Origin of the sequence: Microcoleus sp. bin38.metabat.b11b12b14.051 (genome assembly GCF_013299165.1) — a bacterium.
GTDB lineage: Bacteria > Cyanobacteriota > Cyanobacteriia > Cyanobacteriales > Microcoleaceae > Microcoleus.
This window is the reverse complement of record NZ_JAAFKD010000001.1, coordinates 53,573-76,768: the sequence shown is the minus strand read 5'-3', so window position 1 is coordinate 76,768 and position 23,196 is coordinate 53,573. Positions and strand designations below refer to the sequence as shown.

The 23,196-nt window shown below is 44.7% G+C and carries 21 protein-coding genes; 6 read left to right on the top strand and 15 right to left on the bottom strand.

Translation table 11 applies throughout. The features are described from left to right. Positions 1-138 precede the first annotated feature (138 nt). Positions 139-447 carry a hypothetical protein gene (locus QZW47_RS00320; protein WP_293121974.1) on the top strand — a complete coding sequence of 103 codons (309 nt, stop codon included), beginning with the start codon at positions 139-141 and terminating at the stop codon, positions 445-447. Positions 448-574: 127 nt separating this feature from the next. Further along, positions 575-748, top strand: a complete 174-nt coding sequence (locus QZW47_RS00315) for a hypothetical protein (protein WP_293121972.1) — start codon at positions 575-577, stop codon at positions 746-748. Positions 749-842: 94 nt separating this feature from the next. On the opposite strand, the gene QZW47_RS00310 is transcribed toward QZW47_RS00315, so the two are convergent. Together QZW47_RS00310 and QZW47_RS00305 are read right to left on the bottom strand one after the other, a co-directional pair. After that, the gene (locus QZW47_RS00310) at positions 843-1,187 is read right to left on the bottom strand and encodes an NAD(P)H-quinone oxidoreductase subunit M (protein ID WP_293121968.1); all 345 of its coding nucleotides are present in this window, start codon (positions 1,185-1,187) and stop codon (positions 843-845) included. A 758-nt stretch (positions 1,188-1,945) separates the two neighbouring features. Further along, positions 1,946-3,619: a TerD family protein gene (locus QZW47_RS00305; protein WP_293121965.1), complete on the bottom strand. Its 1,674-nt coding sequence runs from the start codon at positions 3,617-3,619 to the stop codon at positions 1,946-1,948. A 354-nt stretch (positions 3,620-3,973) separates the two neighbouring features. On the opposite strand from QZW47_RS00305, the gene QZW47_RS00300 reads away from it, so the two are divergent. Beyond that, complete coding sequence (locus QZW47_RS00300) at positions 3,974-4,753, top strand: ion transporter (RefSeq protein WP_293121962.1); 780 nt, start codon at positions 3,974-3,976, stop codon at positions 4,751-4,753. A gap of 175 nt (positions 4,754-4,928) precedes the next feature. On the opposite strand, the gene QZW47_RS00295 is transcribed toward QZW47_RS00300, so the two are convergent. Together QZW47_RS00295 and QZW47_RS00290 are read right to left on the bottom strand one after the other, a co-directional pair. After that, positions 4,929-6,305, bottom strand: a complete 1,377-nt coding sequence (locus QZW47_RS00295; protein WP_293121959.1) for an ATP-binding protein — start codon at positions 6,303-6,305, stop codon at positions 4,929-4,931. Between the two features lie 113 nt (positions 6,306-6,418). Next, positions 6,419-7,774 carry an ATP-binding protein gene (locus tag QZW47_RS00290; RefSeq protein ID WP_293121956.1) on the bottom strand — a complete coding sequence of 452 codons (1,356 nt, stop codon included), beginning with the start codon at positions 7,772-7,774 and terminating at the stop codon, positions 6,419-6,421. 74 nt (positions 7,775-7,848) lie between these two features. On the opposite strand from QZW47_RS00290, the gene QZW47_RS00285 reads away from it, so the two are divergent. Next, complete coding sequence (locus QZW47_RS00285) at positions 7,849-8,220, top strand: hypothetical protein (protein WP_293121953.1); 372 nt, start codon at positions 7,849-7,851, stop codon at positions 8,218-8,220. A 126-nt stretch (positions 8,221-8,346) separates the two neighbouring features. Here the strand turns inward: QZW47_RS00285 and QZW47_RS00280 are convergent, their stop codons facing one another. Then, positions 8,347-8,913 carry a hypothetical protein gene (locus QZW47_RS00280; RefSeq protein WP_293121951.1) on the bottom strand — a complete coding sequence of 189 codons (567 nt, stop codon included), beginning with the start codon at positions 8,911-8,913 and terminating at the stop codon, positions 8,347-8,349. Here QZW47_RS00280 and QZW47_RS00275 point away from each other — a divergent pair. Next, entirely contained in the window at positions 8,912-9,094 is a 183-nt protein-coding gene (locus QZW47_RS00275) for a hypothetical protein (protein WP_293121948.1), read from the top strand. The genes QZW47_RS00280 and QZW47_RS00275 overlap by 2 nt on opposite strands. Positions 9,095-9,605: 511 nt before the next feature. On the opposite strand, the gene QZW47_RS00270 is transcribed toward QZW47_RS00275, so the two are convergent. The 7 genes from QZW47_RS00270 to QZW47_RS00240 all read right to left on the bottom strand — a co-directional run bounded on the left by QZW47_RS00270 (position 9,606) and on the right by QZW47_RS00240 (position 17,047). Then, positions 9,606-11,174, bottom strand: a complete 1,569-nt coding sequence (locus QZW47_RS00270) for a hypothetical protein (RefSeq protein ID WP_293121945.1) — start codon at positions 11,172-11,174, stop codon at positions 9,606-9,608. Positions 11,175-11,232: 58 nt separating this feature from the next. Further along, positions 11,233-11,454, bottom strand: coding sequence for a hypothetical protein (locus QZW47_RS00265; RefSeq protein WP_293121942.1), 222 nt, complete (start codon positions 11,452-11,454; stop codon positions 11,233-11,235). A 351-nt stretch (positions 11,455-11,805) separates the two neighbouring features. Further along, on the bottom strand, positions 11,806-12,579 hold the full coding sequence (locus tag QZW47_RS00260) for a hypothetical protein (RefSeq protein WP_293121940.1): 774 nt from the start codon (positions 12,577-12,579) through the stop codon (positions 11,806-11,808). 23 nt (positions 12,580-12,602) lie between these two features. After that, a complete protein-coding gene (locus QZW47_RS00255; RefSeq protein WP_293121937.1) occupies positions 12,603-13,976 on the bottom strand; it encodes an oligosaccharide flippase family protein in 1,374 nt (457 codons plus the stop codon). A 251-nt stretch (positions 13,977-14,227) separates the two neighbouring features. Next, the gene (locus QZW47_RS00250) at positions 14,228-15,016 is read right to left on the bottom strand and encodes a TIGR03943 family protein (RefSeq protein ID WP_293121934.1); all 789 of its coding nucleotides are present in this window, start codon (positions 15,014-15,016) and stop codon (positions 14,228-14,230) included. Between the two features lie 290 nt (positions 15,017-15,306). Continuing rightward, entirely contained in the window at positions 15,307-16,386 is a 1,080-nt protein-coding gene (locus QZW47_RS00245) for a permease (protein ID WP_293121931.1), read from the bottom strand. A 469-nt stretch (positions 16,387-16,855) separates the two neighbouring features. Continuing rightward, positions 16,856-17,047, bottom strand: a complete 192-nt coding sequence (locus QZW47_RS00240) for a hypothetical protein (protein WP_293121928.1) — start codon at positions 17,045-17,047, stop codon at positions 16,856-16,858. Between the two features lie 367 nt (positions 17,048-17,414). Between QZW47_RS00240 and QZW47_RS00235 the strand changes: the two genes are divergently transcribed. Further along, entirely contained in the window at positions 17,415-18,878 is a 1,464-nt protein-coding gene (locus tag QZW47_RS00235; protein WP_293121925.1) for an ATP-binding protein, read from the top strand. A gap of 978 nt (positions 18,879-19,856) precedes the next feature. Here QZW47_RS00235 and dnaN read toward each other — a convergent pair. The 3 genes from dnaN to dnaA form a co-directional block, all read right to left on the bottom strand. After that, positions 19,857-20,996 carry a DNA polymerase III subunit beta gene (gene dnaN, locus QZW47_RS00230; protein WP_293121922.1) on the bottom strand — a complete coding sequence of 380 codons (1,140 nt, stop codon included), beginning with the start codon at positions 20,994-20,996 and terminating at the stop codon, positions 19,857-19,859. A gap of 192 nt (positions 20,997-21,188) precedes the next feature. Next, positions 21,189-21,521 (bottom strand): hypothetical protein, encoded by a 333-nt coding sequence (locus QZW47_RS00225; RefSeq protein WP_293121919.1) that lies wholly within the window; start codon positions 21,519-21,521, stop codon positions 21,189-21,191. Next, positions 21,502-22,872 carry a chromosomal replication initiator protein DnaA gene (dnaA, locus tag QZW47_RS00220; protein ID WP_293121916.1) on the bottom strand — a complete coding sequence of 457 codons (1,371 nt, stop codon included), beginning with the start codon at positions 22,870-22,872 and terminating at the stop codon, positions 21,502-21,504. The genes QZW47_RS00225 and dnaA overlap by 20 nt, the downstream gene beginning before the upstream one ends. Positions 22,873-23,196: the final 324 nt, after the last annotated feature.

Here is a 23,196-nt window from a genome sequence, read left to right as displayed (position 1 = left end):
ACAGATACAAGTCCCCGACTGAAGTAATCAGTAGCACCAGAAATTAGATATTAGTTCCAGCCCCCAGATTCACCTGCCAAGTCAATCTCAAATCTCAAATCGACCGATCGGCCTCTGCAAGCTGTTGAGTTATTAACCATGCCCCTACATGAGTCCAGCGCCATTCCCAAGAATAATTTCCCCGATCCGCAGCTACTACCTCCATTTGAGGTAGACGAAATGCTGACTAAGATACAGCATTCTCACGGTTTTTATTACAAACTGATGAATATCGAAGTTTGGGCCCTGGTGGAAACCTTAGATGGGCTGTTTCCTGGCGCTTGGGGGCAGTTCATGACCAACCGCCAAGTTGCGGTAAAACAGTTTTTGCAGCACGATCCCAATTGTACGGTAGCTGCCAATAATAGCGGAAAAGACGCAGAAATCAGAGATACTAAGGAAGATTGAGCGAGTCATTGGTCATTTGTCATTTGTCATTAGTCATTAGTCATTGGTCATTGGTCATTAGTCATTGGTCATTGGTCATTAGTCATTGGTTATTGGTCATTAGTCATTAGTCATTAGTCATTGGTCATTGGTCATTAGTGTTGTAGAGAGCGATCGAACGTCCAACCGTCCAACCGTTATTAGTGCTGTCCCCGAAGAGCAAATATTTGTCAACAGTCAACAGTCAACAGTCAACAGTCAACAGTCAACAGTCAACAGTCAACAGTCAACAGTCAACAGTCAACAGTCAACAGTCAACTAACTAAAGCTGTCAACTGTCATCAGTCATCAGGAAGAACGAAGAAGGAAGAACGAAGATTTTCCCCCTCTCCCCCTCTGGCTCTCTCCCTCTGGCTTTAGAGGTGAATTTTGGCATCAACTTGGGGAAGTCCCATGCTGTAGTTGACAGCCCGGCTGTTGAGGTTGTAGCTGATTTGGCCTTTTTGTAAGAACGATCGCACCAAGTGCTCCAATTCTGAACCGATGCGGCGGAGGTTGTATTCCGTCAAATCTTCGCCCTCGTAGGCGTCTACGAGTTGGTCAAATTTGGCATATATTTGTTTGACAGACTCGTCGTTCCAGTTGAGTTCGTTGTCTGGGTCAATGTCGATCGTCAACAAATCGTTGCTGGGTACGAGTTCGTTGTCTTCGAGGATGGCGGTGTATATGCGAATATGGCGGGTTGTGGACTTGAGCTGCATGAGTTTTTATGTGTAAAGATTTTTTCCTCAACTTATTGTAATGGCTGACAGAGGCGCGGGGAACTGGGGATGAGGAGGATTGAACCGCCAAGACGCTTTCATGGGCGAAGGAAGACAGGGGGAAAGGTGGGAAGGGCTTCTTTGGAGTGCGATCATATTTTCGCGATCGGCCAGAAACCGGGTTTTTTCGAGATATTTCGTTTCAGCCCGCAGATTCGGCCAAAAACCCGGTTTCTCAGAGTCGCAGCGCTTAAATCCAGTACACGAGGCCCAGAAACCGGGTTTTTTCGAGATATTTCGTTTCAGCCCGCAGATTCGGCCAAAAACCCGGTTTCTCAGAGTCGCAGTGCTTAAATCCAGAAATATAAGGACTGAAGTTAAAACTTCGAGAAATAAAGCCGTAGGGTGCGTCAGGAAAGATAATTTTCAATCATCACCTAAAGTCTAATTCTGACGCACCATTTATTTTGGGCGTGCGTCAGTTATGAGATTCTGAGTTTTTAGCAAAAATCCCCCAAGCTGACGCACCCTACTTCTGAAATCATAACTACTAAGCCCATGAGATTTCAAAAACAACCGACCCATTCCGAGCCTAGAAAAAGGCAACTGAACAACTAAACGCACTGGGGCCAGAAACCGGGTTTTTTATCGATAATATTTCGTTTCAGTCCGCAGATTCGGCAAAAAACCCGGTTTCTTCAGTCGCAGTGCTTAAGTCTATAAATATCAGGAGTGAAGTCCTTACTACAAACATTAATTTATTTACGAGTTCTCTCGTAAGTTTTGCCGTCTGGCATAATTGCGCCCGTTAGTTTTGCACCTTCCATCTTTGCTTCTGTTAAGTTTGCTCCAGCCAAATTAGCCTGCTTCAGATTAGCTTTTTCTAGGTTTGCCATCATCAAGTTTGCCCCACGCAAGTCTGCTAAATTTAAGTTTGCTTCACTCAAATTGGCACGGATCAAGCTAATTCCGCAGAGATTGAACCCGCTTAAGTTTTGCCCGCTCAAGTTGACGAGATCGAGGTTTACTCCAACCAAACTTACTCCAACAAGATTAACACCTCTCAGGTCAAGACCTCTGAGGTTATTCGCCTGCAAGTTAGTTCCAACAAAACTTGCTCCTGTAAGGTTAGCCACCTTCAAGTTAACGTTCATCAGGTCTACACCAGCAAAACTTACACCTGTCAACTTCACACCTGTCAGATTAGCTCCTATTAGGCTTGCTTTTTTGATATTTGCTTGAGTTAAATCTGCTCCTGTCAAATTAGCGCTATTAAGACTTGCCTGAGTTAGGTTTGCTCTAATTAAATTTGCTGCCGTCAGGTTGGCACCAACCAATTGTGCACAGCTAAATTCAGCTTCTTTAAAATTAGCTTGAATGAGTCTTGCATAACTTAAATTTGCCTTAGTCAAGTTGGCGTTACTAAAATTAGCTTGAATCAAATCCGCTTGTTGCAGGTTTGTTGCGTGCAAATTAGCTCCTTTCAAATTAGCTCCTATCAAGTTTGCTCCTTGCAGGTTGGCATTACTCAGGTTGGCATTGCTCAGGTTAGCTTGACTGAAACTAATGGGGGAACTCATAATGTTTCCGCTCAAATCTACGCCTGCTAAGTTAACGCCTCTAAAATCACGTTCTCCCTCTCTACACCGCTGCCAAAATTCCTCAGCACTGATAGCAGATTCCTGACTTTCTGAAACAGAATCATCAACATCTTCCTCAGCTTTCAAATGATCAGCATTCACAGGATTCGTAACAGACTCTCCCGCTGCTTCCTGCAATTGCTTGTCAACCCGATCGCTAAATCGCCTCACAACCTCAGCATCATCAAGCTTATGAGCCACATTCTCAGTGCTTTTCACTTCCTTTGCAACATGATACTTGTCAACAAAACTTTGTAAGCCAGTATTATATCCTTGTCCTACGGCCTGAAATCTCCATTCACCATTCTTTCTGTACAAACGTCCAAATTCTAAAGCCGTCTCTTGCGAAAAAACCTCTTTTAAATTATAGCGAACCAGCTCGCTCCCAGTCTCAAAATTATAAAGGCGGATAAAAGCATTTATGACTTGACTAAAATTTTGCTTTTTTTCCTGTCCGTCGTGAATCGTAACAACAAACACAATTTCCTCTACAGCAGCATCGATCAGACTCAAATCTACATAAACCGTCTCGTCATCGCCTTCAACTTGTCCCGTTGTATTGTCTCCCGAATGTCGCACCGCACCGTCAGGCGATGTCAAGTTGTTGTAAAATACAAAATATTTTTCATCGGGAATTCGACCATCAGCGCCTAACATGAAAACAGATGCGTCAATGTCGTAGTTTTGTGCTGTTTGGCTGACTTGCCATCCCAGGGCGATCGCAATTTTATTGAAATCAGGAGCTTCTTTAGAAATATTAAATCTATCGCCCTTCGTTAATTCGATGCTCATGTTCGATAATTACCTGATATTTAAAATTCCCACTTTCGATATTTTACGCGATTAGCGGTGGGTTGGGGCGGGGCGGGTTTACAGAATTTCTCATTTGTATTAAAGACAAGGCGTGAACCCGCCCCTACGGGAATTATACTAAATATGTCTTTAATACATTCTTGATTCTTCAGTCCGCGGAGGCGGACGAAAGTTTGTGTAGACGCGATTTAAATCGCCGAGTCCTTCGTTTGTGTAGACGCGATTTAAATCGCCGAGTCCTTCGTTTGTGTAGACGCGATTTAAATCGCCAAGTCCTTCGTTTGTGTAGACGCGATTTAAATCGCCAAGTCCAGCCTACAATAGAGATTATTTATGTTAAACCGCAAACAAATTGCATTTTATCTAGAAGACATTGAAACACCAACAGGGAGAACCGTCAGTTTAATTATTACCGGACTCATTCTCCTATCTTCCATCAGCTTTATCGCCGAAACTTACCCGATTTCAGAGCGTGTTAGAATTAGATTGGAAACTCTCGACACTGCGCTTTTAGTGGTTTTTGCTGTTGAGTATTTACTGCGGCTGTGGTGCGCTGACTATAAAATTAAGTTTATTTTTAGTTTTTTTTCTATCGTCGATTTGCTGGCGATATTACCATTTTTTATGGGTTTTGTCAATGTCAGTTATATTCGGATTTTTCGCTGGTTTAGAATTCTGCGGCTCATCCGCTTTCTGGAATTAAAAAATTCTGTTTTTCGCATCAGCAGCGAAGATGGGGTGATTTTCTCTCGGATTTTGTTTACTTTGCTGGCGATAATTTTTGTGTATTCTGGTTTGATTTATCAAGTGGAACATCCGGCCAATCCCGAAGGTTTTGGGACTTTTTTGGATGCTGTTTATTTCTCGGTTGTTACGATGACGACTGTGGGATTCGGTGATGTTACTCCGATTTCGGAATCGGGGCGTTTTTTGACTATTTTGATGATTTTGACGGGGATTGCTCTGATTCCTTGGCAATTGGGGGATTTGATTAAACAGTTAGTTAAAACTTCTAATCAAGTAGAAACGGTTTGTGCTGGTTGCGGTTGGTCTGTACACGATGCTAATGCTAAATTCTGTAAGATGTGCGGCACTCAATTGGATAATGGTTGACTGTTGACTGTTGACTGTTGACTGTTACAGCAGTTTTCAGGTAGGGACACAGCATTGCCGTTTCCCTGCAGAAGATTGCCTCTAATTTATATGTAGCAGTATTTTTCATAATAATTAATAACTAATAACCAATAACTACTGACTAATGACTACTGACTAATGACTTCTTCCTTCTTTAAGCTAACGGTAACAGGATTTCAAATTCGGTGCCGATGCCTAATTCCGATCGCATTCTGAAGGCGCCGCCGTGTTTCCCCGTCACGATTTGATAGCTGACAGCTAAGCTGGTTTCTTTGAGGGCGCGTTTTTCGGTTGAGAAGGATTCTAAGATTTTTTTGTACTTGTTGGGTGACATTCCTTGTCCGTTATCTGCTATGCGAATCGAAACCCAGCGCTCGTGAAGTTTGTCTAAGTCGATCGCAGGTTCGGGACAGCATACTTGAGTTGTAATGTCAATTTGAGGCTGGCGCTCGAAGTCTCTGATCCCTCCGCTATTGAACTCTTTCGCCAATTCTTGACCGACTGCTTCATTAATTAGTGTATTAATGGCGTTGGTCAAAATATTCATAAATACTTGGTTGAGCTGTCCTACATAGCACGGGATTGGTGGCAGGTAGCCGTAGTGTTTCACTACTTTGATTTCCCTTGTTAAACGACTTTTGAGCAGCAACAGTATGCCGTCTATGTTGGCGTGCAAGTCGGCAGGTTTTGGATAAACATCGTCGATGTGGCAGAAGTTTTGCAAGCTGCTTGCCAATTTGCTCAAACGTTCCGCTCCGGCTTTGATGCTGGCCACTGTTCGCAGGAAATCGTTTTGCAAAAAGTCATAGTCTATTTCTTCTTTGAGCCGCGCTATTTCTGGCGGGGGTTCGGTACAGTGGGCGTCGTAAACACAGAGCAATTCCATTAAGTTTTTGCTGTAGTCGCTGACGTAGGTTAAATTTCCCCAAATAAACCCTACCGGATCTAAAATTTCGTGGGCGACTCCGTTGACTAAACGGCCTAAACTAGCCATTTTTTCGCTTTGAATCATTTGGGTTTGGGCTCTTTCGTAGCGAACTTGAGTTTCTATGCCACGAATTTGCCAGTAGGCGATGTTTAGTGCGTGAGGATCTAGGAGTCGATAAGATTGGCTGTCGATTTGGACGACGATCGGTTCTGATTGCAATTCGGGCGATCGGCGCAGAGCTTGTTGAGCCCCTGTCAAAATGGTTGTGCTTTCTGCCAGCAATAATACTTCAACGCGAGCGTAACTGTAAAGAACTTTCAGCGGCAGGTGCAAAAATAGCTCGGGCCCATGGGGTTTGAGCAAATATTCCAGCAGTTGCCTGCGGGATATCATGCCAGCAAACTCTCCTTCTTCTAGCAAGACGGCTCCTGGCAGAAAGGGATGCTGTTCAAATATTTCGGCAACTGCGACGGCCAAGCAGCTCGATTTTACCTGAAAATCATACAGGGGCAAATCCCGGAGGGTGGACTCTAGGGACAAATCTTGATGGCTGCCTTCGGAGAGTGAAGGCCCAAGTAGTTTGGAACTGAATGTATTTGCCACTATAACTTTGAGTTACCGAAACACCCGCTCGTCGAGGTGAAATGAAAATCTACTACTAAGTTAGCGGATCGTTGTACTTTTGTGAGCGAATTTGAAGACTGTCCTTGAGTTAATCATGTTTTGCTAACTATGGGCAGGAGGATTTCAAATTTGGTGTTTTCGCCTGGGTGCGATCGCAATTTGAGTTGGCCGCCGTGCTTTTCTGTGACAATTTGATGGCTGATCGCCAGCCCCATACCGCTGCCTTTCCCTGCTGGTTTTGTGGTAAAAAAGGTGTCAAATATGTGTTGCTGATTTTGTAGGGAAACGCCGGGCCCGTTATCCGCTATCCCAATGGCGGCCCACTTGCCCTCTGCGGTTTCTACCACTTTAGTAGTAATTTCGATTTGGGGCTGCCAGTTGTCCGGGGGCTGGGCCTGTATTTCTCGATCGGCTGCGTGCTCTGTCAGGGCGTCTATAGCGTTAACTAACAAATTCAAAAACACCTGGCTCAACTGGCCTGAGTAGCCTCTAACTAGGGGCAGTTCGCCGTAATTTTTAACCACTTCTATGCTATTTTTAAAGCGGTTTTTCAGAATCAACAGTGTAATTTCGATGCTTTCGTGAATGTCTGTATCCACTGGCTTTGTTTCGTCCATGTGAGAGAAGTGGTGCAGCCCGTTCACTATTTTTAGCAATTGCGTGGCTCCCAACTTCATCCCTTCTAAGGTGACAGGCAAATCTTCTTGTAAAAAATCAAATTCTATTTCTTCTTTGAGAGCATTTATTCGCGGAGATATTTCTGAATATTCTTCTTCATAAGCCGACATTAGTTGCAGCAAGTTTTCAAAATAGGATAGCAGAAAAGTCAAATTCCCCCAAATACAGTTAAGCGGATTTCTGATTTCGTGGGCTACACCTGCTACAATTTTCCCCAAACTAGCCATTTTTTCGGTTTGGATGAGTTTGGCTTGTGTTTGTTTTTGCAGCAGCTTATTTGTTAATTGGTGAATTCTACCTTGAGCTACCATTAATTGGTGTACGTCTAACAGTTTGTAACTCCCTGGCGCCACTTCGACTACTACGGGTTCGTAAACTAATTCTGCTGACCTGTAAAGCGATTCCTGGGCGGCTTCTACTATTAATTTATTGCCGGGAAGCACGAACACGTCTTGTTTGGAGAACCTGTACAGTACCTCTATCGGTCGCTTGAAAAACATTTCTAATCCGTAGCGGCGGTTAACTCTTTCAAAAAATAGACGCCTGGATAGTATACCGACAAAATTACCTCTATCTGTCAAAATGACGCCTGGAAGCATAGAATTTTCTTCAAAAGCCTTTGCTACTTCTTTCGCCTGTTGAGTTAATTCTATTTGGCAGTTGTAGAGAGGCAGGTCTAGAAGAGTTGATTCTAAGGATATATTCCAAGTACAAATCTCAGGTATATGCAACACTGATAACTCCGAGCTAATCTCATGCACAGCAAACATAGATGGAACTCCTGTTAAAGTTGTATTGATGGATAAATTGAGTTGATATTAATAGGGAGTGGGTATTTGCTAATTTGTCAAATTTCTACAGCACCCGCTGGCGAAACCCGATCGCTCTGGCATTCTCTGCTATAGATTTGGTTTCTAAACAAATGTTAAACGATCCAAGCTTTCGTGGAACTTACGGAGCTCTGCTGTCAACTTTTTACCATGATATACCTTGCGATCGCGTGTTTTCCGAAAATCTGAAAAATATCTCAAGGGATTTGTGTGATGTTTTATACGCTTTTCTAGCTTTAGGTAGGGAATGGGACAGCAGCTCGCGGGTTACTGGTAAATATACGGGCACCCTTCGAGGGATGGATGGCCCGGATTGGCGATCGTCTCAGAGACTTGAGAGTAAAACGGTCAAGACTCGGGTGGAGGCAAAAATCTGCCGACAGTAACGCATTTAACCAATAAGGCAAATTTAAGGAACTTCCGAACTCCTACTACAGTCTGCAATCTGCCGGCTACAATCTACAATCTGCAATTTGCAATCTCAAATCTCAAATCTCAAATCTCAAATCGTTTCATGGTTCTACCTCCGGCCAGAGGCGTTCTAGCTGATAGCGCCAAGTGGCAAGAGTCTGTTCGCGAGACTCTCGCCCGAGTTCCATTTCGCCCATCAATCCCTCTGCGTAGAAACGGTCTAAAGTCTGAAGGGTAGTTTCCACCGACTGTCCCTGCATCTTGGCAGCTTTGATAATTTGACGGATGCGGCTTTCGATTAAATCTCCGAAAAAGTCGGACAAACCTCGCTCTTGCAAAGCCAGCAGTCTGGTGACAGCAGCCGAGAAATCTGCGGCGGTGAGTGTGGGACAACTGTGCTGAAATACTCCCCACAAAACGTTTTGATGTAGGGCGTAGCGAGTTTCGAGGGTGGTGTCAAAGTTAGCTTCTAGCAGTCGGTCAAAAAACGGTTGAGCTTCCTGCGAATCGGCGATGGGTAGCAAAATCCGCAGCCAACTGCCGTCTTCTGAAAGCAGCACTAACAGGCGAAATTTCGGGGTTTGTACCTGCCAAGAAGTTGGGGCTGGCTGCTCAACTATTTCGCCAAATAGGTCTTTTAGGGTGTGTGTAATTTCGTCGGGAGTCATGGAAATTTTAGATGTTGGGTTTGATGTTTTAGGTTTGAGATTGCAGGCTGGGCTGGTTAGTTTCAAAGTTTTTGACGGAGCATCTCATGCTTGTAAAAATAGATTTTTGTCGGAGTGCGAGCGTGGTGGCGATCGAGTCTCTGACAACCGAAAGCGAACCCGAGCCCTCGCACTTTTATAGTTTTTGCACAGATGCTCCAGTTTTTGATATTTACCAGTATGGCTCAATATAAAATCTAAAATCCACCCTCCTAGGACTGACGCTTGCGGATTTAATAGAGAACTTGTGTTCGGAAACCTGGTTTCTATGAAAATCAGAGGTTTGGAACGAAAAATCTACTCGTAAAATCGAGTTTTCTGAGAAAATGTGCGCGTGCGACTGTAAAAGTAGGTGTGCTACAAGCGCATTTCAACAGCCCGCGGGCGCGGTTTGAGAGCGGGGATATGTTACTGGATAAGGTTTCGGATCGGGAGCACCTGCGGGCGAGGATTTGTAGTACCAGCATCTTCCCCGAACCTGCGTTATATAATAATCGCTCCGGGAGGACGCTGGCAAGGTGTTAAACAATACTTTTTTGCATTGATTGAGAGCCTCGCGTTTGGAGCTTCCCTAGAGCTGCATTATATTTTGAAATTGGTATTACTGATTAATATTTAGCAAGATCGCTAATCATCGAAAATGGAAAATTGATTTAGGGAAGCCAGCGGGGATGATAGCCCGCAAAGGGAAGTTCTTCTGGCTGTACTTTTGCCGGAGAGTTGTCTGCGGGTATTTCTAATAAAGGTAACAGCCAGAGGCGGCTGCTGGCGATCGACTGTCCGCTGTCATTGCGGGGAGTGTCTGCTGCTGTGGGTTTTGCTGATGTGACTGATTGGTCGAAAATTAATGCCAGTCCGTCGGGCGATAAACTGATTTGGGTATCTAACTGGTTGGGCAAAACTAGCAGCGGTTTGATGGTTCCTACTAAACGGATGCCCTCTTTTTTGAGGTCGATGGCGGCGATGAAAGGCTGTTCTTTGTAGCTGTCTGTTTTGAGGCGTTCGGCTAACAAGCAGTAGAGGCGCTGGAATTGGTTGTCTTTGTTTTTGCGCGGGTCGAAATAAACGGCGATGATGCTGCCGGGAATACGCAGTATTTCTTGTTCTGCACCTTGGTTGTCTAAGATAAAGAGCGATCGAGTATAGTCGCTGTTGTATTTAACGTAGGCGGCGGCGGAGTTATCGCGGGCCATCCCCAATACTTGTTCGTATTTTGGCAAAAATTCTACTGGGTCTGCTTCGGGTTTGAGGGGGACGATCGCTAATCCTTGTTTTTGAGATATTACCATCGATTTGCTGTCGGGGCGAATCATAAAATCTCCGCCTTGTTGATTTTCCAAGGCTTTGGGCGGCAATTTTTCTGACAAAATCCAAGGACTGAAATCGCCGGGATTGCGGCGGTTGACGCGCTGGACAATGATGATTTTTCCGTCGGCTGAGAGGTCGAATTTGAGGTTTTGGTAATCTTTGGAGTCTAAGAGTTTGTCGATTCTACCTGCGGGCTGTTGTGGTTGGGCTTCCGATCCGGGGGATTGGGGATTGAGGCCGGTGGTGACTGTAAATAGTTCTTGATTTAGGGTGCCGCCAGTACGGGCGATCGATCGATCTGTGGCGGAGAATAAAATGCGATCGCTGTTGGGATAGGCTTTAAAATCCGTTACGACTAAATCTTTGGGAGTCAGCGGTATCGGTTTGGATTCGCTGCTGCTGACATTGACTAGCATTAATCTGCTTTCTGTTTCGCCTTGAACGCCGATGTAAGCAAAAGCTCGATCGCGACTGCGAAAGGAACTGCTAAACGGTTTAATTAGCGTTCCTTTATTTTGGTTGTTGTCTCCGAAATACTTGTCGGTGGCTCCGGCGAGTTTTAATGTGTAGGTAACGCCATAGGGAGCGGGATTTAGGAGAGTGTAAGCCATGCGGCGGCCGGCCCAGCTAAATTTACCGGGGAGGGGCGGTTCTAGCTTTAAGTTTTCCTCGACGGTGGAGTGGTTCATCGGCCGAAAGAAGTTGAGAATAAAGCCGGTATCTGCCGCGCCGATTTGTTTGTTTTCCCAGGTAAATTCTCGCACTCTGGGTGCTGTGCGATCGCCGCCGAGCAGCAACAGTCCCGCTAAGAGGCTCAGCACGAGCATCAGGGCGATCGCCGCGCGGTCGATCGGCTGCTTGAATGGCAGAATAGCGAAGGGTGAAGGATTAATTTTTTTGTTAAAAATACTCACAAATCTTTCTCTCCTAGTTTCTGCTGAAAATTAACTGCCAAATTTTCCCTATCAAATTTTACAGCATCAACCGATTTTGTCTTTTATATTTTAGCTTGTCAGGTGCGTCCTGGCTCAATTTTGCTCGTTCGAGAGAGGTTTGGGCGATCGTAGAGTACCCTACCATTGTACCATTTGCGTCCTGGACTGTTTGAGATTTTATCTTTTTAATCCCATAATCTCCAATCGCCAATTCTTTAATCGCTAGATGGGTAACGCTGTCGCTGGACTTGAATTGCATACATCTTTGATGCTATTCGAGAAAACGGCTTTTTAACGCTTCTTAACGCAGATCCATTTCCTGATTGCAAAGCTAATGCTTGCAATTCAAGTCTGCTTTACCCATCCTACGAATAATCATGACGACCTACTTAGAGCAATTTCACGAATCCTGGACAATTTCTGTCTTGGGACTATGATTAACCGCTGAAAGTGTAAAACGCGATTCCGGTTCTGGATATAACTTAGAATATTTGCTGTCGTAATGCCTGACCTCAAAATAGTTTAAGTTTGACGGGTGAGGCTTATATATTGAGAAACATTCCAAAAGACAAAAAGTTGCTGCACTCTCTAAAGGCCCGACATTCACTACTTAATTTTTGAAGACGCGACCTGATTTTATCCAATGTTTCATCTGCTTTCTTGACAAACAGTAAACGGCTGCATGAGGGTTGCTAAACTCGGCAAATTTTACACCTTCTATCTCTACACTAGATAGCTGGTTCCAGGAGAGGGGCTGCTCTATTGTTAAATCAATATATCTCTTGGTTCCTTGATACATTTCATAACGGTTTGGGTAAAGAATAGCATTATCATACCCGCTTTGTTGGTTAAATTTCTCTAACTTTTCTAGAGTGAAAGAATCGTACAAAACAATGTCATCTTCTATGAATAAAAACCAGTCAAATTCTTCTACTCTTTCGACAAATTCTTCCTGAAGTCTAAACTCTACAAACATGGGGTCGCATTCCGGGCCTTCTTGTATCTGAATGCACTTAAGTTGATATTCAGGTAAATACGCTGTAACGTGCCTGTTCGGTAGAGTTTGGATCGCAATACTCAGGTCGCAATGAGCAAAACTCGTCAACAGTCCATCTATTGTGTGCCTGAGTCTCTCTATTTTTGCTGCGGCTTTTTCTGGATTGTTAGATTCTTCAACTGATGTAATGTGTGCGACAGCAGCAAAGACTTTGGGCCGTTCTTTTTCCGGCTGTTCGTTTTCTTTGAATAAATTTATGATGCTATTTCTTTGATAAAAAAACATCATTTTAGTGTACCTACTGGCAACTCGCGATATTTCTTGCAACAAAGCCATTTGTAAAAAAATAAAGTGTATTACTTTTCTTTTTATAGTGTCCTCTGACATACAGACAATCTCCTTTTTGTTTACTAGAATAGTTTATTGATAGGGATTAGATCGTTAGGTGAGATGTGGCTGATGGGTAGCCCCCCACCCAGAGACATTCTCACAAAAAGTATGATTGCTAGTACCCCTAAAAACAGTGCTGTCAGCTTGACATCCTCCCAAAAACAAGTTAGCCCTTCTTTCCAAAGACCGTAGGTAGTTACTAAATAAGTAGGAATATCGCCGACAGCTACAGCAATCACAGCCCCTAAATTCCCCATGAAATGATATCCGATCGGGATGCCGATGCTGATACTCAAAAAAGTCGCCAGATTACCCATAGCTCCGTATTGAGATTTTCCTACAGCTAACAAACAGGAACCCATCAAATTGTGGAGAGTTGTGTGCCAGATACCTAAAGCCAAGATTGGCATCATCCAAGATGCTGCAACATATTCTTTCCTGTAGAGTAGTAATATTAGCTGATCTCCAAAGCTGACAAAAATTGCTAAGCCTATGGCTAAAGGTATCAGAATCAAGTTGCGGTTTTTGAGAATTTTGGCGCGCAATTCTTCACGAGGCAGCTCTGCTAGCATAGAAATAGACGGAAAAATCACCCGGCTAGCGACGGCGATGATGACTTGGCGCGGCATATCGCCGAGGGTAAAAGCGATGCCGTAAATCCCTAACATTGTTAAAGTAAATATTTTTCCTAGAACTAGCCTGTCGGCTTGAGAACACAGAAAAAATAAAATCGTAGACAGAAATATCCATTTTCCATAAGAAAATATTTCTTTAACTGCCGATCGCTCCCAAGCGAAACGGTTAGACTTGCCGGGAATTAAAAAATGGCTCCATACTAACTCAATTATAGAACCAGAAAAGCCGCCGGCCAGGATTGCCCAGATGCTGTGATCGAACCAGGCCCAGACAACCATCACGGCTGTAGAAACGAACTGTATCACCAGCTCAAAAATTACTACTGGCTTGACTGTCATTTTGCGTTCTAGACTGGCTACCGCAGTGGATTTGAATCCTCCAATTAGGGTATTTATACTTATGAGTGGAATCAACCACAGCAGACGGGGTTCTGCATAAAAATTAGCCACGGGCCAGGTGATTGCAATTAAACACAACCACACAATGAAGCTGCGAATAATTTGCATTGTCCAAGCCGTGTTGAGAAATTCTGGCTCTTCTCCACGCTTGTTTTGGATGATGCTTGGGGTCAAACCTATGTCTGTGAACAGGTGGACACCTGTGATGAAAACGTAGGCTAAGCCCATCAGACCAAATAATTCAGGTAACAGCAGGCGAGTCAGGATTAGGTTGCTACCGAATCGGATCACCTGACTGCTTCCATAGCTGGCGATCGTCCAGATAGCACCTTTGATGGCTAATTTTTTTTCTGATGACATATAGTGAGAACTTATTTTCTAATTATGAGTTTAGTTGCTGAATCTGCTGTCTGCAACTCCTACAGGATGTTGCGACTACTTTTATAGCTGACTTTACCGCGTGTTAATTTTTTACGGAGGACGGGCTTTCGGGCCAATCCCACAATCTCAAATACAACAGATTTCATGTCGCGAGATGACACTGGCACACTGGCGGGACACCCATCCCACAATCAACAAGGTAAAATTTAATCTCTTGCCTTGCACCATGTCTAATAATCATAAGGGTTTTTTGGTTCGGAAATTGGTTTGAGGGAGGATGCTTGAATAATTAATTTGCGCTTGCCTTGCAGTTCTTCTACGATCGTTTCTCCTTCTATTTCTAGCCAAGTGTCGGGGGTAAAGGCGGTGCGGCTTTGACCGATCGGTAATTTTACCGGCAACCCGATCGGATAGGCGTCCGCCGCGCAGCAGGTAATGATAAAACGCCCGATCCACAGATATTGTTCTGCTACGTTGGGCGGGTGAATTACAAATCCTTGAACCTTGACTTTTTGACCTCTGTATGTATCGGGTTCGGGATTGAAATTTAACAGCCGCACCCATTCGACGAGCGATCGCTTTTCGGGTTTTGTAGTATTGCGAAATTCTTGCGGTTGCAGTCTGGTGATTGGCAGAGATTCGGTGAGACCTCGTTCTAATGCTGTCTGGCTGGTAAACGTGCGTGGCGTGGTTGCTAAACCGATTAATGCGACGCTCAACATTAAGGTGCTACCAATACTGGGGGGAAATAAAGTAACGTGTTCAACTTCTGTCATTCTGAGAGATTTATTTGCCGGGGATGTCCGGGATTGCTTTTTGGTGCGATCGCCCTTTACCAGTTCCCAAATTTTCAACCCGCCAATCACCATTAAGCCGATACCTCCGGCTACAGTCAATCCAAAGTAATTCGGGTGAATGAGAATGCTTAATTTCCCGGTGATCCAATATTTGAGGAGCAATATTCCCCACGCTAAGATAGCTAGGGCGTCCAGCCAAGGGCTAAGTTTTTTAAGATTCATATTTTAATAGTCATTAGTCAATGGTCATTGGTCATCAGTCATTGGTCATATCATGTTCGGTCAATTGACCGCAATAAGCAAGGTTCGTAGTGCGTCCTGGCGTCCGTAAAATGCTGCGGACTGAAGTCCTCACTACGAACGGTTTTTGTTATTTTGCTTGTTTGCTTGTCACCAGGCTCTGCCTGGTAATGCAGATCCGGAGGCTCTGCCTCCTTCGATCTCCCAACTTACAGGAAAGAGGACTGTAGGAGCTATTTAATTTATTAACTTTTCGATCCTTAGCTCATTTTTCAACCTAGATACAAATTGACAGCGAGCGTCATTAAAAAGGTTAACTGAGCTGCTAAAACCATTAAGTAAATTACGGAGCGACCTTTGAAAATAGACAGCATTAAACCGATACCTTTGAGGTCAATCATCGGGCCGAAAACGAGAAATGCTAATAGCGAACCGCTGGTAAATGTGGAAGCAAAAGAAAGGGCAAAAAAGGCATCTACTGTAGAACAAATCGATACGATGGCGGCTAAGAGCAGCATAGCGAGAATCGATGAGACGGGGCCTTGGCCGAGGTTGAGAATTAGTTCGCGTGGTGCGCCAACTTGAATGATGGCTGCGATCGCACTTCCGATAACTAACACTCCTCCCAATTCCCGTAACTCCTGTACCATAGTATCTAAAAGCAGGCGCAGGCGCTCTTTAGAAACGCGGTGGAACATTGACGAAGGTTTCGAGGTTTTTTCGGTTTTGGCTGTTTTTAAGGGCTTCCAGTCCTCTTGTAGCAAAGATTCGATCGGCACCGCGCCACCGGGCTGACCGAGCATAAATGTTCCCGACTGCAACAGCAGAGGAGTGTTGGCTTGGGCGAGTTCTTTTTCGGAAAGCTCTGGTTTTGGGAGCGGAATCGCGCGGGCTACATAGGGGTGTAACAGAGGGCGCAAGTCTGTTTGAGTGCTGAACACCCAGCCGATAATTGTGGCTATCAACAGAGAAAACACTACTCGCAAAACTACAATTTCGGGCTGATCGCGAAATGCTGTCCAAGTCGCCCAAATTACCACGGGGTTGATGGTGGGGGCTGCGAGCAAAAAGCCGATCGCGGCTGGTGCGGGGACTCCCTGCATCAGCAACCTGCGGGCTACGGGCACGTTACCGCACTCGCATACCGGAAACAAAAAGCCGATCGAACTACCAATCAAAGCCGCCAGCAGAGGGTTTCGCGGGATGCGGGATACGAGTTTGCGCTCGTCTACAAATCCCAGCAGCAAGCCTGAGAATAAAACTCCCAGCAGCAGAAAAGGTATTGCTTCTACTAACAAGCTGAGAAAAAGGGTAAAAGCATTGTTTAACTGATTCGTTAGGACTGGTTGCATCGATCGCCTACTGGTAAATTCCTATCTAGTTGCACGTCTTTAGCAGAACCCCTGTCGATCATACCTGCTTGACAGCCCTAATTTAAGATTAAGTTAAAAAAATTTTGCTACCATCATGAATCTTATAGCCTTTCTCAGAAAGATGAGCTACAGGTTTTGATTTTAGATTTAGGAATTGAGGGATTTCAGATTTTAGATTTCAGATTTTAGATTTTAGATTCAGGGATTGATTCGTAAATACCCGAGCTTTCACGCGAATTGCTATATACCAATTATCAAAATTTGTAGCTCCGGGAAACAGCACGGCGCCGTGCTGTTTCGCTAGATATCTATATGGCGTACAATATCTATATTTCCAGCTTTTTGATAACTAATTTAAATAAAATTAATTAAATTTGTTTTTATTAAAGATACATTTTGTGTTTCCGATTATTGAATTAATTCCCATAATTAGTATATTTTCAAATAATTAAAGTTGCTTAAATTGCGCTCGATATTTCTGCTTGATTCGCTGGGAGCAGCCAATCAATAATGAAATCGGCAAGCTTTTGTAGGCGGTATTAGTACGCGGGCTAACGGATCTGGCGGTATTTGAGGCGTGGCGGGCGATCGCGCGTTTTAACTTCTTGGATTTTGGTGCATCGCAGGAGCGATCGCCCATTTTAAATTTTATAGTTCCGGAAATTATAGATTTAGTGAGGAAGAGCAGGTTATTGTTAACAACAGGTTAACAATAACCTGCTCAAGGTTAATTAATAATTAAATAGGATAATTAAGCGTCAACAGTCCTCAAGTCAATATAAAATAAAGTGAGGCATAATTGCCAGGGCGCATCTATTTCAGTCATACTCGAACTTGCCTAATATTTGAAGTGGTAAAATCTCATTTACCACCGTGAGTTTTTTGTGTAATTGAAAATGCAGTTTGCCAGGGATCTCGGCTCAAGCACTCAGCGACTTACCTGCTGAGCTTTGGTAGCTGAATCTCTGCTGGCGAATAGAACCTGAAACAAGCGTCCTGATGATTTTATGTTGAATACCTCCTGCGTCGAAAGACCAATTCAAGCCATGTCCGAGACTGAGCTAAAAGAACTTTGTTTAGACTCTACTCTTCAAGAATTATCGCTTTACGATTTTAAGGTAGAAGCTACAGATTTGGGAATGCAAATTTCCCAGATGCTAGAAGCTAATCCGCTGTTACCTGGAGTCATTTTGACAGATCGAGGTGAATTTGCGGGCATGATTTCGCGGCGGAGATTTTTAGAATTTATCAGCCGTCCTTTCGGGCGAGAATTATTTTTAAAGCGACCTGTCAGGGCTTTGTACCGCTTTGCTGAAATAGAGAATTTAATTTTTCCTAGCAATACTTTAATTGTGGATGCAGCCCGGAAGTCGCTACAGCGATCGAAAGAACTGCTTTACGAGCCGATTGTAGTTCAATTGTCCCCTGTTTCTTATAGTTTGGTAGACGTACACGAACTTTTAGTAGCCCAATCCAACATTCACGAACTAGCGACAAAATTGCTGAGACAGCAAACTCAATCTCAACTCATTCAAACCGAAAAACTAGCTAGTTTGGGGCAGATGGTAGCTGGAGTCGCCCACGAAATTAGAAATCCCGTCACCTGCATCACCGGAAATTTGGGCTTTTTGTCGAACTACTCGCAAGATATCATGGACTTGCTGTGCGCTTACGAAGAAATTGTCGGCCCCAGCCCAAAAATTGACAAACTAAAAGCAGACATAGAATTTGATTTTTTGCAAGAAGATTGGGAAGAAATTCTCAAAAGCATGAAAGTTTCATCCCAGAGGCTGACTGAACTCGTCACCAGCCTGCACACTTTCTCTCACATGGATGAAACCCACTTAAAAGAAGCTAACCTCCACGAATGTATTGACAGCACCCTGCTAATTCTGAAAAACCGTCTTAAGTACGGGTTTAAAGTAGTTAAAAAATATGGGGATTTGCCTTTGGTCAAGTGTTATTCTGGTCAGTTGAGCCAGGTATTTATGAATATTGTCAGCAATGCGATGGATGCTTTGGAAGAATTCAAAGGAGAAAAAGGTTTTGTACCTGCGATTACTATTGAAACTGAGCTAATAGACAGTTCTGACGGAGACTGCGTAAATTCGGAATTACTTCAAAATTATGTTTTGGGCGAGCGAAAAGATGCAATATTGCGTGAAGCGCAGCTATCCCGTAGGGAATCGCCCGCGGGCCTCAACGGCGATTCTAGCCCGGATACAGCAGAAAAAAATCAAAATAACGCTTGGATAGCGATTAGAATTGCCGACAACGGGCCGGGAATTTCGCCAGAAATTCAGCGCCGGATTTTTGATACATTTTTCACGACTAAACCTGCGGGTAAAGGTACTGGCTTGGGGCTAGCAATTACCCATCAAATTGTTACAGAAAAGCATAAAGGTAAGTTGAATTTACATTCAACGCCCGGTACTGGTACGGAGTTTGAAATTTTGTTGCCTTTGATTTGAAGAGAGTTTAGGATGCAATTCGATACTAATATTAGTTGGTAGTGAGGAATGAAATTTTTTCTCAAAATCTGAGGACTCGCATTCCTCACTACGAACATGGTTATTGCGAGTAAAAAGTAAGAATTAGGGTGCGTCAGTTAGGGAAATTTTGGTTACTTTATCATAATTTCACAACTGAGGCGTGCCGGGAATGGTGCGTCAGCATTAGATTTTGGGTGATGATTCAAAACTACTAAGGAATGAAAATTTAATAACTTACACTTTTATTCTTGTGGGATGGGCGTCTCGCCCGTCCCGAAAGGGCGGGCGGGACACCCCACAAACTTGTGTAAATTATTTAATTCGCGATCCTAAGCTGACGCACCCTACGGCTTTCGTCAAAATCTCACCACTAAACAAGCGCCGGGAATGGTGCGTCAGAATTAGATGAGGAGTGATGATTCATAACTACTAAACTGACGCACCCTACGGCTGTGTGAGGCGTGGCGGGAATGGTGCGTCAGAATTAGATGAGGGGTGATGATTCATAACTACTAAACTGACGCACCCTACGGCTGTGTGAGGCGTGGCGGGAATGGTGCGTCAGAATTAGATGAGGAGTGATGATTCACAACTACTAAACTGACGCACCCTACGGCTTTCGTCAAAATCTCACCACTAAACAAGCGCCGGGAATGGTGCGTCAGCATTAGATGAGGGGTGATGATTCAGTGATGATTCACAACTACTAAACTGACGCACCCTACGGCTTTCGTCAAAATCTCACCACTAAACAAGCGCCGGGAATGGTGCGTCAGCATTAGATGAGGGGTGATGATTCACAACTACTAAACTGACGCACCCTACGGCTTTCGTCAAAATCTCACCACTAAACAAGCGCCGGGAATGGTGCGTCAGCATTAGATGAGGGGTGATGATTCACAACTACTAAACTGACGCACCCTACGGCTGTCAACTGACTAAGCTGTCAACTGTCAATTACGGTCGAAGCTGAACGGGCATGATCAAGAATGTGGCATTGACTCCGCCCAAAGGCTGAAAAATTACAGGAGCAAGAGCGCCGTTTAATTGCAGTTGAATTTCGGAAGACTGAGCCGTTTTCAAAATGTCGATTAAGTATTTCACGTTGAAAGCAATATCTATGCTGTCTCCCGAAATCTGTGCGGGCATTGACTCTTTACCGCAGCCGACATCTTTGGCATCTACCGACAAAGTGATTTCCTGATTTTCCTCGTCGATGCTGCATTTGAGGATATTATTTTTTTGGTCTGCAAACACTGCAATTCTTTCTACTGCTGCTAGGAGCGATCGCCTCTCTACAGTAATTTGCCGCTCAAAGGAGGGCGGAATCAACTGTCTGTAGGCGGGATATTGGCCTTCTAAGGTGCGGGTTGTCAGGCGCTGCTCGGCCCATTCAAACACTACTTGACCCTGTTCAAAATGCAGGGTGACTGGTTCAGTCCACTGTCGCATCACTAGCATTCTTTCTACTTCCCGCAATGCTTTAGCGGGAACAGTCACCTCAAATTCTTCTGCGGTTTCTTCACCTTCTGCTTTTTCGTTGGCAGTTTGAACTACTGCCAATCTGTGGCCGTCTGTAGCTGCAAATTCTAGGCAGTCTTTTAGCACTTTTAAATGTACCCCTGCCAGTACCTGTTTTGCTTCGTCGGGGCTAGTAGCAAATAAAGTTCCTTTGAGTCCTTCTATCAAGGCTTCTGGCGGCAATTTCAGGATTGTTCCGGCTTCGATGGCGGGCAATTCTGGGAATTCTTCGGGGCCCATGCCTCTAACTTGGTAGCTGCCAGAACTGCAAGTAAGATACGCTACGGTGTCGCCTGCTTCGTCTTCTAAAGTAACCTCTCCGCCTGGGAGTCTGGAAACAATATCGTTGAGCAATTTCGCGGGTATGGTAAAACTGCCGCCGCCAGTTACTTCTGCTGCAAAGCTGGTGCGAATGCCTAAACTGAGATCGAAAGCTGTTAAGCTAACCCGCTGATTTTCCTCATCCGCTACTAGGAGTACGTTGGCTAGTACCGGATGTGTCGGGCGGGAGGGAACGGCCCGACTTACCAACGAGAGGTTGGCGTTGAGGTCACTTTGGGTGCAAACCAATTTCATGGGAGGTTAATTAACCGGATTTGAGATAGAAGCAAATCCTATCACAGAAAGCTGATGGCAGTTGACAGTTGACTGTTGGCAGTTGACAGTTGGCAGTGGGCAGTTGGCTGTTGACTGTTGGCTGTTGACTGTTGGCTGTTGACTGTTGGCTGTTGACTGTTGGCAGTGGGCAGTTGGCGGAACGCTATTTTTTTAATTTATTGAAGTATTTTTGGACGATCGCCCTGTGGAAACTGTGGAAAAATAAAATTGGTGCTTGCTGGGGTTGAGTTGTAGCTGATAAATCCTGTGAAAAACTTGGGGAAAAGCTGGTAAAAGCCGATCGCCCGCCGATGTTGCTGCAAAAATTGTTGTGGGCGATAGAGTAAAGTTTTTCACATGATCAGGGCAAATTTTCCACAGGTTTTTCCACAGGCGGGCGCGATCGGTTATTGTAGGGTGCGTCAGCGGGCTGAATATTTTGACAGTAGACTGAGAAATTTCGCGGCTGACGCACCCGACGTAATTAAGTTTTGCGGCTGACAACGTTAATTCGATCGCTCAATTGACGCAAAGTTTGGGCCAAAGTCGGATCGGTGTTCCGCAACTGAGCAATTTTGTCGCAACTGTAAAGCACAGTCGTGTGATCCTTGCCGCCGAAAACTTCGCCAACTTTCGGCAAACTCAAACCAGTATGCTGCCGAATTAAATACATCCCGATTTGACGGGCAAAGCTAATTTCTCGCCTGCGGGAAACACCCTTCAAATCCTCCACAGAAACATCGAATACCTCGGCCACAACGGCAATTACTGCATCCGGCGTCGCCTCTACAGTTTCAGTTTGCGGGTTCAAAACCGGGGAGATATTCTCCACCGTCATCGGCAAACCGGTAATGGAAAGATATGCTACGGCTCGAATTAAAGCACCTTCTAGTTCCCGAACGTTGGAAGTGTAACTAGAAGCAATGTATTCAATCACATCTCGCGGCAGCCTCATATTTTCATACTCGGATTTTTTTTGCAAAATTGCCATCCGTGTTTCTAAGTCTGGCAATTGAATATCGGCAATTAATCCCATGGAAAATCTGGAACACAAGCGCTCTTGCAGGCGGGGGATTTGCTGCGGCGGGCGATCGGAAGCTAAAACGACTTGGTTTCCGGATTCGTGCAAAGTATTAAAAGTGTGAAAAAATTCTTCTTGCGTGTATTCTTTACCTTCGATAAACTGGATGTCATCTATTAATAAAACATCCGCTGCCCGATAGTGGTCGCGGAAAGTTTGCATACTATCTTTGCGAATGGCGGCGATTAAATCGTTAGTGAATTTCTCAGTTGAAACGTAAAAAACTTTGGCGCTGGGGTCGATTTCTAGGCGATAATGACCGATCGCCTGCATCAAATGAGTTTTCCCCAAACCGACGCCGCCGCACAAAAATAGGGGATTGAATTCCCGTCCCGGAGACTCGGCTACGGCGAGGGCTGCGGCGTGAGCCATGCGGTTGTTGGAACCGACGACAAACCGGGGAAATACGTATTTTGGGTTTAAATGGGCAGGTTTAGGGGGGTGTAGCGAATGGCTTTCGGGGCTATCGGCGATCGGCTGCGGCCAAATCGTGGCGGAGTCGTTGCTGCCGCCTGTTTCATTTCCCCCGGCAATTGTCAAGTAGATTTCTACGGGGTAGCCGAGAATTTCTTCAACGGCGTCGGCGATGGTTTTGACGTAATATTTTTGCAACCAATTGCGAGCAAAGGGGTTGGGGGCGCTGACAATCAAACAGTTATTTTCGAGTTGTTCGGCTCTGGCAGTTTTGATCCACGTCTCAAAACTAGGTCTGCTCAGTTGTACCTGGAGACGTTCAAGTATCTGATTCCACAGACTTTCGAGGGTGATGTCCACTGCTTACCTCTGCCGATCGGCATTCAAGAGATTGTCAAGTCCAGAGAGTTTAGTTTAATCGAGTTGGTCGTTGGGAAGCTAGACCGACAGACAGTTGACAGTTGACAGTTGACCGCTTGACAGTTGACAGTTGACAGTTAACAGTTGACAGTTGACAGTTGACAGTTGACAGTTGACAGCTACAGGAATCAAACCGTTTAGGGTAGAGGGGTCTCGGGCTCTATTCATGAGGTTATCTATGTCTTAACAGCTTTGGCGGTTGCTATAAATTACGTTTGAAATGAAAGGATTTGGGATTTAGGGGCGAAAGCTGGCTTATTTTAC